General features: G+C 69.2%; 6 protein-coding genes and 1 pseudogene. 4 read left to right on the forward strand and 3 right to left on the reverse strand.

What is annotated here, in order from left to right:
- Window positions 1-385 precede the first annotated feature (385 nt).
- Together uvrA and QK444_RS07005 are read right to left on the reverse strand one after the other, a co-directional pair.
- Window positions 386-3,445, reverse strand: a complete 3,060-nt coding sequence (gene uvrA / locus QK444_RS07000; protein ID WP_282778219.1) for an excinuclease ABC subunit UvrA — start codon at window positions 3,443-3,445, stop codon at window positions 386-388.
- Between the two features lie 110 nt (window positions 3,446-3,555).
- Window positions 3,556-4,389 carry a sigma 54 modulation/S30EA ribosomal C-terminal domain-containing protein gene (locus QK444_RS07005; RefSeq protein WP_282778220.1) on the reverse strand — a complete coding sequence of 278 codons (834 nt, stop codon included), beginning with the start codon at window positions 4,387-4,389 and terminating at the stop codon, window positions 3,556-3,558.
- A gap of 189 nt (window positions 4,390-4,578) precedes the next feature.
- Here QK444_RS07005 and QK444_RS07010 point away from each other — a divergent pair, with 189 nt between their 5' ends.
- On the forward strand, window positions 4,579-6,309 hold the full coding sequence (locus QK444_RS07010; protein WP_282778222.1) for a GAF domain-containing protein: 1,731 nt from the start codon (window positions 4,579-4,581) through the stop codon (window positions 6,307-6,309).
- Between the two features lie 268 nt (window positions 6,310-6,577).
- Here QK444_RS07010 and QK444_RS07015 read toward each other — a convergent pair whose 3' ends face one another.
- A complete protein-coding gene (locus QK444_RS07015) occupies window positions 6,578-7,768 on the reverse strand; it encodes a beta-ketoacyl synthase N-terminal-like domain-containing protein (protein WP_282778224.1) in 1,191 nt (396 codons plus the stop codon).
- Between the two features lie 197 nt (window positions 7,769-7,965).
- Between QK444_RS07015 and QK444_RS07020 the strand changes: the two genes are divergently transcribed.
- The 3 genes and pseudogenes from QK444_RS07020 to QK444_RS07030 all read left to right on the forward strand — a co-directional run.
- The gene (locus QK444_RS07020) at window positions 7,966-9,300 is read left to right on the forward strand and encodes a diguanylate cyclase (protein ID WP_029928980.1); all 1,335 of its coding nucleotides are present in this window, start codon (window positions 7,966-7,968) and stop codon (window positions 9,298-9,300) included.
- A gap of 9 nt (window positions 9,301-9,309) precedes the next feature.
- Entirely contained in the window at window positions 9,310-9,654 is a 345-nt protein-coding gene (locus QK444_RS07025) for an antibiotic biosynthesis monooxygenase (RefSeq protein ID WP_282778227.1), read from the forward strand.
- 88 nt (window positions 9,655-9,742) lie between these two features.
- Window positions 9,743-10,857: pseudogene (locus QK444_RS07030) on the forward strand (helicase); the annotation flags it as partial.

The raw sequence follows: 10,857 nt of genomic DNA on the forward strand, positions 1-10,857 counted from the left end.
CCGGGCGCTGCTACCGACCGTGTCGAGCGAGACAGCTCTCGGCCCGGCCGGACCACCAGGGCCGCCGTCCGCACACTGGTCCGCACCCCCGCGTCCGCATTGGCCCCCAAGGGATTCGGGTGTACTCGGTGTGCCCCGCGCACCTCGACGGCCAGCACCTCGTCATCGACGGCGGCTTGGTCGCGGCCATTCCGGATGGCTCGAGCGATGCCGTCACGGATCGCGGCAGGAGGTCGCGGACACGCGACCACGTGTCAGCGGACGTGTGCGGGGTGAACGCGGGTGACCGCTCGAGTCTCGACCCGAGCTGCTCCGGTCACCGAGTGGCCCGGAGCCGAAAAGTTCCGGGCCACTTGCCATTCGCCACCAGTGGACGCCCCGGCGGCTAGCGCAGGGCGGCGGCCTTGCGGCGGGCGGCGGCGGCCTTCTTGGCGGCGGCCTGTTGTTCCGGGGTGGCCTCGGACTTCGTGGTCGCCCGCTTGGTGGTGGGCTTCTTGGCCGCCGGGGCGGCTGTGGTCTTGGTCGGGGCCTTTTTGGTCGCGGCAGTCTTCTTCGCGGGTGCGCCGTTGGTGGTGGCCTTGGTGGTGGCGCTCTTGGCCAACACCTCGCGCAGGAACTGGCCGGTGTAGCTGTCGGGGACCGCCGCGACATCCTCGGGGGTGCCCTGGGCCACGACCGTGCCGCCGCCGGAGCCGCCCTCGGGGCCCATGTCGATCAACCAGTCGGAGGTCTTGATGACGTCCAGGTTGTGTTCGATGACGATGACCGTATTGCCCTTGTCCACCAGGCCGTTGATGACCGCGAGGAGTTTGCGGATGTCCTCGAAGTGCAGGCCCGTGGTGGGCTCGTCGAGGATGTAGACGGTGCGGCCGGTGGAGCGCTTCTGGAGTTCGGCGGCGAGTTTGACGCGCTGCGCCTCACCGCCGGACAGCGTCGGCGCGGACTGGCCCAGGCGCACATAGCCGAGGCCGACGTCGACCAGGGTCTTGAGGTAGCGGTGGATGGAGGTGACCGGTTCGAAGAATTCCGCCGCCTCCTCGATGGGCATGTCGAGCACCTCGGCGATGGTCTTGCCCTTGTAATGCACCTCGAGGGTTTCCCGGTTGTAGCGCGCGCCGTGGCAGACCTCGCACGGCACGTACACGTCCGGCAGGAAGTTCATCTCGATCTTCAGGGTGCCGTCACCGGAGCACGCCTCGCAGCGGCCGCCCTTCACATTGAAGGAGAAGCGGCCGGGCTGGTAGCCGCGCACCTTGGCCTCGGTGGTGGCCGCGAACAGGGTGCGGATCTTGTCGAACACCCCGGTGTAGGTGGCCGGGTTCGAGCGCGGGGTGCGGCCGATGGGCGACTGGTCCACCTGCACCAGCTTGTCCAGATGGTCGAGCCCGTTCACCCGCTGATGCCGCCCCGGCACCTGCCGCGCGCCATTGAGCTTGTTGGCGAGCACGGTGGCGAGAATGTCGTTGACCAGCGTGGACTTTCCGGAACCGGAGACGCCGGTGACCGAGGTGAGCACGCCCAGCGGGAAGCTGACGTCGATGCCGCGCAGATTGTGCTCGTGTGCGCCGACCACGGTGAGCTGCTTCTTCCTGTCGATCGGCCGCCGCACCAGCGGCACCTCGATCTGCTCCCGCCCGGAGAGGTACGCGCCCGTCAGCGAGGTCTTGTCTTCCAACAGCCCGGGATACGGTCCCGAGTACACCACCTGGCCGCCGTGCTCACCCGCCATCGGGCCGATGTCGACCACCCAGTCCGAGGAGTGGATGGTGTCCTCGTCGTGTTCGACCACGATCAGCGTATTGCCGAGATCCCGCAGCCGCGTGAGGGTTTCGATGAGCCGCCGGTTGTCGCGCTGGTGCAGGCCGATGGACGGCTCGTCCAGCACGTACAGCACGCCCACCAGACCGGAGCCGATCTGGGTGGCCAGCCGGATGCGCTGCGCCTCACCGCCGGACAGCGTGGCGGCGGCCCGCGACAGCGTCAGATACTCCAGCCCCACGTCGAGCAGGAAGCCCAGCCGGGCCTGGATCTCCTTGATCACCTGCGCGGCGATGGCGGCCTGCCGCTCGTCCAGGGTCAGCGCGTTGAGGAAGCGCGCCGCCTCGCCGATGGACAGATCCGAGAGATCGGCGATGGATTTGCGCTCCGCACCGGTCTTCAGCGTGACGGCCAGGATCTCCGGCCGCAGGCGCGCGCCGTTGCACACCGGGCACGGCACATCGCGCATGTACCCGTCGTAGTGCTCCTTCATCTGCTCCGATTCGGTGTTCTCCATGCGCCGCTGCAGGAACGGCATCACACCTTCGAAATCGGCGTAGTACGAGCGCTTGCGGCCGTAGCGGTTGGTGTAGGAGACGTGCACCTGATCGGAGCTGCCCTCCAGCACCGCCTTGCGCGCCTTGGCGGGGAGGTCCTGCCAGGGGGTGTCCATGGAGAAGCCGATGGCCTCGGCCAGACCCGACAGCAGCCGGGTGAAGTATTCGGCGGTCTGCCCGCGCGACCACGGGGCGATCGCACCCTCGGCCAGGCTCAGCTCCGGATCGGGCACCACCAGTTCGGGATCGACCTCCTTGCGGATGCCGAGGCCGGTGCAGTCCGGGCACGCGCCGTAGGGCGAGTTGAAGGAGAACGACCGCGGTTCCAGATCCTCGATGTCGAGGGGGTGGCCGTTGGGGCAGGCCAGCTTCTCGGAGAAGCGGCGCTCCCGGTCGTGCGCGTGCTCGTCCCGGTCGACGAAGTCCAGCACCACGATGCCGTCGGCCAGCCGCAGCGCGGTCTCGATCGAATCCGTCAGGCGCTGCTTGGAACTCGGCTTCACGGCGAGGCGGTCGACGACCACCTCCACATCGTGCTTCTCCTGCTTCTTCAGCTTGGGCGGATCGGTGAGCGGATACACCACACCGTCCACCCGGACGCGCGAGTAGCCCTGGGTGTTCAGCGATTCGAACAGGTCGACGAATTCGCCCTTGCGGGTGCGCACCACCGGCGCGAGCACCTGGAACTTGATGCCCTCGTCCATGGCGAGCACCTGGTCGACGATCTGCTGCGGCGTCTGCTTCTGAATGTGCTCACCGCAGACCGGGCAGTGCGGGGTGCCCGCGCGGGCGTAGAGCAGGCGCAGATAGTCGTAGACCTCGGTGATGGTGCCGACGGTGGAGCGCGGGTTGCGGTTGGTCGACTTCTGGTCGATCGACACCGCCGGGGACAGTCCCTCGATGAAGTCCACATCGGGCTTGTCCATCTGGCCGAGGAATTGCCGGGCGTACGCCGACAGCGATTCCACGTACCGGCGCTGTCCCTCCGCGAAGATGGTGTCGAAGGCCAGCGAGGACTTGCCCGAGCCCGACAAACCGGTGAACACGATCAGGCTGTCGCGGGGTAGGTCCAGGTCGACCCCTTTGAGGTTGTGCTCCCTCGCACCGCGCACAGTCAGGTGTTCCGCCACAGGGCTGTCCTTCCAACGTTTCGGCATCCAGAGTTACCCCCGACGCCATGCTATGCGCGCCCACCGACAAGTTTTGCGGCGCGCGCTGCGACGCTGGTCAACCGTGGAATTCAGTCGAGGATCGGGACGCGCCGCACCGCGGTCGCGCTCTGCACGGTGGGCCGGAAGCAGGCATTGCCCACGATACGGGACTGCGCGGCCCGGTCGCCGCCGCTGCGCTCATCGGTGGCGGGAGTCACCAGTCCGAGGTCACCGTCGAAGCGGCGGTATAGAAGCCGCCCCCGGCCGGTGTCGGGATGGCCGAAGAACAGGTACGGGAGTCCGCGGCGGCAGAGCCGGTCGGCGGCCTCGTCGTCGGTGAGATTCGGTATGCCGTCCCGCTGCCGCAGCGTCCGGACGCCGAGCGGTCCGGTCCAGCACACCACCGCGTCCGATCCTGTCTCGGCGTCGGTGAACAGGTGCGCGTCGTAGTCCATGGCGTCCAGGACGCGGGCGGCGTGCGCCGCCGAGATCACCTGGAGTCGGCGGTCCTTGCGCCGCACGATCGGCCGCGGCTCGCTGACCACGGCGAGTGTGGGCCGGGCAGGGTCGGGCCATGGTCGGGATGGCTCCTCCGGCCCACACTCGAGGCGCAGATCGAGACGTTCCAGTGCGAAGGTCACCGCGAACCGTCCCGGTCCGGCGACCTGCACCCGGTATTCCGTGCCCACCGAGCGCAGCACCACCTGCACCAGGGTGGGTGCGTCGGTCGTGGACCACTCCAACCGCGCCCGCACCGCGCCCTCGACGCCATGCCTGCGCAGGATCCGGCACAGACCGCGCACCACCCTGGTGACCTCGGTGGCGGGCGCCGGACCGCGGGTGGCGACTACGAAGTCGGGATCGATACCGCTCGACCACACGTCGTATGCGCCCATCGCCGTCCCCGCTTCCTTGTCGATCACGACTGTTGATCTCGATCCGGCAACCCTCGTCTATGGCAGCACTCCGACCGCATGACGTGACAGGGCCTAAAGTCCCCACTCGGTCATATTTCAGTAAAATTTTCCTGCAAAACCGTGGCGAACCCCCGTGGCGGCCCGCGACCGCTCGTAGGATTCCGGTACCGAGTGCGTCACGCCGGAGGACCGCCCATGGCCGACCATTCCCGCACCGGCTCCTACCGGGTACGGGAAACCTTGTCGCAGTTACGATTACGAGAACTCCTCACCGAGGTCAAGGACCGGGTCGAGCAGATCATCGACGCCCGCGACCGTATCGACGGCCTGGTCGAGGCGATGCTCACGGTCACCGCCGGACTCGATCTGGACGACACCCTGCGCACCATCGTCGGCGCGGCGACCGAACTGGTGGACGCCCGCTACGGCGCGCTGGGCGTGCGCGGACACGGCGAACGGCTCACCAACTTCATCGTGCACGGCATCGACGAGCGCACCCGCACCCGGATCGGCGACCTGCCCGAGGGGCACGGCGTCCTGGGCGTGCTGCTGCGCCAACCGGAATCGCTGCGGCTCGAGGACCTGGCCCGCCATCCCGCCTCGATCGGCTTCCCGAGACACCATCCACCCATGCACAGCTTCCTCGGCGTCCCGGTGACCATTCGCGGGGAGACGTTCGGAAACCTGTACCTCACCGAGAAGTTCGGCGGCCACCCGTTCACCGAAGACGACGAGGTACTGGTGCGGGCGCTGGCGGCGGCGGCCGGTATCGCCGTGGACAATGCCCGACTCTACGAATCGGCCCGGACCCGACAGGCGTGGATCGAGGCCACCCGCGATATCGCCACCGACTTCCTGGCCGGTACCGAACCCGGCCGGGTGCTCGCCCGGATCGTGTCGCACGCACGGGAGCTCACCGGCTCGGACCGCGCCGTCCTGGCCATCGTCGCCGACCCGGAGGCGCCACCCGAGGAGGACGCCGAGGTGGTGGTGGCGCAGTGGTCCGGTCCGGCAGCCGAGTACTCCGGCCGCACCGCGCGCACCGCCGGCACCGTCCTCGGCGAGGTGCTCACCGACCGCACCCCCGTGCGCTGCGACGACGCCAGCCGGATCGATCTCGGCGTACCGCACGGCGACGCCGGGCCCGCCCTGGTGCTGCCGCTGCACACCACCGATTCCACCCTGGGGGTGCTGATCACGCTGCGCGCGGCCGGATCGGCTCCGTATTCCGACGAGGTGACCGACCTCATCGCCGCCTTCGCCGATCAGGCCGCACTCGCCATGCGACTCGCGGTGGCGCAGCGGCGGATGCGCGAACTCGACATCCTCACCGACCGTGACCGCATCGCCCGCGATATGCACGACCATGTCATCGGGCGGCTGTTCGCCATCGGCCTGTCCCTGCAGGGCACCGTGCCGTGCGCCCAGGAAGTCGCGGTGCGGCAGCGGCTTTCGGATGCCGTCGGTGATCTGCAGGAGGTGGTGGCGGAGATCCGCACCTCCATCTTCGACCTGCATGGCGGCGCGGAGCACAGCACTCGACTACGCCGGCGCCTCGAACGCGCGGTGCGGCAGCTGACCGCCGCCACCGCGGTCCGCGCCGAGTTGCACGTCAGCGGACCACTGTCGGTGGTGGAACCCGGACTGGCCGAACACGCCGAGGCCGTGGTGCGGGAGGCGCTCGGCAATGCCGTCCGACATTCCGGCGGCGACCGGGTCACCATCGATATCGGCGTCGCCGACGACCTCATCGTCGTGGTGGCCGACAACGGCCGCGGCATCGCCGAGCAGATCGTTCCCAGCAGCCTCACCGATCTCGCGCGCCGCGCCGAGAAGTCGGGCGGCCACCTCGCGGTCTATCCGTGCCGCGATGCCGACGGCGTCATCACCGGCACCAAGCTGCACTGGTCGGCGCCGCTGCACTGAGGCTGCGGCGCGCCGATCCGCCAGCAGGCACCGGAGCGATCGCGGATCGGGGCAGCACAGCCCGCGGCCCAGAACACGGCGCGCCACCGCACGGCCGACCGCCGCCACCCGTGACCGCTGGTCCGACGCCCGATGAGATGCGACGGCAGCCGGCACGCGGCGTACGCGACGGAGCGGGTCTGGGAAGTACACGGCCCGGCGGTTCGCACCGCGATTGCCGTGCACCACGCACACCCGCCGCAGGCGACGTCGGCGGCCACCGCCGAGATCAGCGCGCCGGACCCAGCACCACGGCGGAATTGTGCCCGCCCATCCCGAGCGCGGTCTTCAGCGTGATGCCGCCGCTCATGGGAGTCGGGCCGTCGAGTAGTCGGGCGTGCGCGGCGGCCACGATCGGGGCGGCCGCCACGATGCCCCGGTCGTAGCCGATGGCCGCGGCCGCGACCTCCACCCCGGCCGAGGCGGCCTGACAGTGCCCCGCGAGAGGTTTGAGCGCCGTGACCCGGGGACGGTTACCCAGGATGCGTTCCAGCACCGCGGTTTCGGCGTCATCGCACTGTTGGGTGCCGGAGCCGTGGGTGTTGAAGTAGTCCACCTGATCCGGCCGGATTCCGGCATCGTCGAGCGCGCGGTACACGCAGTCGAAGATCTGCTCGTGTGAAGGATCCACCGAGAGCACGTGGTAGGCGTCATTGGACATGGCGCCGCCCAGCACGCTCACGTACGGCCGGTCGGCGTCGCGGGTGAGGACGAAGCCGACCGACGCCTCACCGAAGCCGAACCCGCGACTGCCCTCCTGGAAGGGGCGGCACGCCTGCAACGGTTCGGTGTCGTCCACCGCCGCACCCAGCTGCACGAACGGCTCGACCATATCCGGCGTGGCGGACAGATCGCTGGCCACCACCAGCACGTCGTCGGCGAAACCGCTGTCCAGCCACAGCTTGGCGGTGATCAGCGCGACATTGCTGGAGCTGCACGCCGCGGTGACGTTCATGGACGGGCCGTGGAATCCGAACTCCCGCATGAGCATCGCGATGGGCGTGGAGGGCAGCAGGCGCAGATAGTCGCGATTGCGGCGTCGAGCCCCGTCGACAACGTAGAAGTCGCGCCACTCGTAGACGTCCCCGAGCACGATGGCGTGCAGCAGCCCCACCCGGCGGCCGGGCCGCCAGCCGCGCTCGGTGGCGTCGGCGACGGCCTCGCGCGCCGCCTGCTGCACAGCACGTCCGTAGCGACTCGGACTCACCGCCGAATCGCCGCCGTCGGGGACACGCGCGACCCATCCCTGTCGATCGCGATCAGGCCCGTACCCTGGAAAGAGTCGGGCGGCGGGCTTACCGCTCAGCAAACCCTCCCAGAGGGTCTCGCGGCCCCAGCCGTAACCGGTGACCGCGCCGATCCCGGCGATGGTCATATGATCTTGGTGCTGTGCCGCGGACTTCGACGTACCACTGGTCATGCATCGCTCCTTCGCGAGCCGGTGCCTGTAATGATCACCAATCGGGTCCCGATGCAGTGCGGGATCGTGATTCATTCAATACCGCCGGGACTGTGCAGCGCTGCCACCCGGCACCACAATGATCCCGTGCTCCAAGGACAATGATCCCGTGCTCCACCGACGTAGGTCGACGACGATCAGGGGGTACACACGTGGAAGTGGGTAACGATCGGGCAAACGACCCGACCGATGCCGAACAACTGGCTCAGCGGTACCGATCCCTCGTCGAGCACAGCCCCGACGGGGTGGTGGTGCATGAACGGGGCATCCTCGTCTACGCCAATCCGGCAATCGTCCGGTTACTGGGCGCGGACAGTACCGAGGACCTCGTCGGTCAGCCGGTCACCCGCTTCGTCGACCCGAAATCCGTCCCCGGCATGCTGGCTCGCATCGGCCGCCTCACCGAGGCCGGCGCCGCCTCCGAACCCGCCGAGATGACCCTGGTCCGCACCGACGGCAGCCTGCTGGACGTGGAAACCGTCTCGGTGCTCACCGCCTGGCACAACCGGCTCGCCTACCAGGTGGTCATCCACGATCTGTCCGCCCAGCGCGCCGCCGAGGCCGCGCAGCGCCGGGCCGAACAGCACTTCACCACCGTCGTCTCGCAGCTCGAGGAGGGCGTGGTGGTGATCGACCGGCAGGGCCGCATCGAATCCATCAACCCGGCGGCGCTGCGCATCTTCGGCCACGAGGGCGAGGACCTGGTCGGCACCCCGATCTACGCGCTGCCGCTGACCCTGCTCGACGCCAACGCCATGACCCTGCCGCCCACCCGGCATCCGGTGGCGCGCACCCTGGCCACCGGGGAGACCGTGGTCGGCTACGTGTTCGGCGTGGACCGGCCGGACGGGCAGCGCCGCTGGCTGTCCGGGTCGAGCCGCCTGCTCAATCCCGGCGACCCGCAGTCCTCGGCGGTGTCGTCGTTCAACGACATCACCGAATTCCGGGCCAGCCGAAGGCAATTGGAGTACCAGGCCACCCACGATCCGCTCACCGGGCTGGCCAACCGGGCGCTGGTGCTCTCGCGGCTGGCGGCGGCGCTGGGCACCACCGAGGATCTGCCGGTGTCCACGGTGCTGTTCATCGACCTGGACGGTTTCAAATCCATCAACGACACCCTCGGCCACGCCATCGGCGACACCGTGCTGCAGATCGTGGCGCAGCGCTTGCAGCGCGGCCTGCGCACCGACGACATCGTGGGGCGGATCGGCGGCGACGAATTCCTGGTGCTGCTGTCCGGCCGCACCCTCGGCGAGGATCTGGAGGCGCTGGTCGCACGCCTGCGCCAGACCATGGCCGAACCGATCATCGCGCGCGGCCACCGCATCCAGGTGGACGCCTCCATCGGCATCACCCCCCTGCACCCCGGCGACTCCCGCACCCCCGAGGCCGTCCTGCACGACGCCGACGTGGCGATGTACCGCGCCAAGCCGCCGGGCCACCGCGACAGCTCCCCCGTGACCCGACGCCCCAACAACACCCACGCCTCCTGAAAGCCGCGCATGATCCTCGAGCACGCCCTGCTGCCGGTACGCCCCGGACAGTCCGCCGACTTCGAAGCCGCCTTCGCCCGCGCCCGGCACATCATCGCGGGGATGCCCGGATTCCGATCACTGTCGCTGTCGCGCTGCCGGGAAAGGCCCGACACCTACCTGCTGCTGGTGGAGTGGGATCGGCTCACCGACCACACCGAGGGTTTCCGCGGTTCGGCCGGATATCGGGAATGGAAGGCACTGCTGCATCCGTTCTACGATCCGTTTCCGGTGGTCGAGCATTTCGCCCCGGTGTTCCAACTCACCGCCGCCGCCTCACCTGCGAATACGGCGGGGTCGCCGGAGGGGAACTAGACTCGACTGCTCTGTTCTCGAACGTTGCGCGTGTATCCGCGCGGTGACAAGGAGTTCCGTTTTGCCCGACCTCACCGAGGAGCGTCCTGTGCCCGCGACCGACTCCGACACCGCGGAGCTGGAGCGGGAACAGCGGCATCTGACGCTGCTGTACGAGCGGCTGGACGGGATGCGCCGGTACGCGCAGCGCCGACTACGCACCGTCCTGCTGGAAACCGGCGGCACCCCGCAGGCTCGCAGCGAACGCGAATCGTTCACCCAGCTCTACCACGAGGACCTGGCCAAATACGATGCCGCCGAGCACGGCCTGTGCTTCGGGCGCATCGACCTGGCGGCCACCGCGGACGGTGAGCCGAGCGGGAACGGCGACGGCGAACACCGCTATATCGGCCGCATCGGCATCCTCGACGAGGACGCCGACTACGAAACCCTGCTGCTGGACTGGCGCGCGCCCCTGGCCCGGCCGTTCTACCTGGCCACCACCGCGGCACCGGACGGGGTGACGCGGCGGCGGCACATCCGCTCGCGCAATCGCAAGGTCACCGCGGTCACCGACGAGTACCTCGACTTGGCGGCCGCCCAGCGCGCGGGTGCCATCGACTCCGACGGCGGCGTGGGCAGCGAGAGCGCCCTGCTGGCCGCGCTCAACGCCGCCCGCACCGGGCATATGAACGACATCGTCGAGACCATCCAGGGCGAGCAGGACGCCATCATCCGCTCCGAGCACAAGAGCGTGCTGGTGGTGCAGGGCGGGCCGGGGACCGGTAAGACCGCGGTGGCGCTGCACCGTGCCGCCTATCTGCTCTACACCTACCGGCAGCAGCTGGACAAGGCGGGCGTGCTCATCATCGGGCCGAACTCCACCTTCCTGGACTACATCGGCCAGGTGCTGCCCTCCCTCGGCGAGACCGGCGTACTGCTGTCCACCATCGGTGATCTGTACCCGGGAGTCCGTGCGACGCTGGAGGATTCGCTGCGCGCGGGGGAACTCAAGGGTTCACTCGACATGCTCGACGTCTTGAAGAAGGCGGTGCGGGACTGGCAGGAGGTGCCCGCGGAGCCGATCCGGCTGCACTTCGACGGACACGATCTGACCCTGGACCGCAAGATCGTCACCAAGGCGCGCGGGCGGGCCCGGTCCTCGCGACGGCCGCACAATCTGGCCCGGCCGGTGTTCGCCGCCGCGGTGGTGGACGCGCTGAC

This window comes from Nocardia sp. CC201C (assembly GCF_030010695.1).
Taxonomy (GTDB): Bacteria; Actinomycetota; Actinomycetes; order Mycobacteriales; family Mycobacteriaceae; genus Nocardia; species Nocardia otitidiscaviarum.

What these genes read in the sequence shown, in the direction of transcription:
- QK444_RS07025 (WP_282778227.1), top strand. Translation starts at nt 9,310, where the DNA reads ATGATCCTCGAGCACGCCCTGCTGCCGGTACGCCCCGGACAGTCCGCC.
- QK444_RS07015 (WP_282778224.1), bottom strand. Translation starts at nt 7,768, where the DNA reads ATGACCAGTGGTACGTCGAAGTCCGCGGCACAGCACCAAGATCATATG.
- QK444_RS07010 (WP_282778222.1), top strand. Translation starts at nt 4,579, where the DNA reads ATGGCCGACCATTCCCGCACCGGCTCCTACCGGGTACGGGAAACCTTG.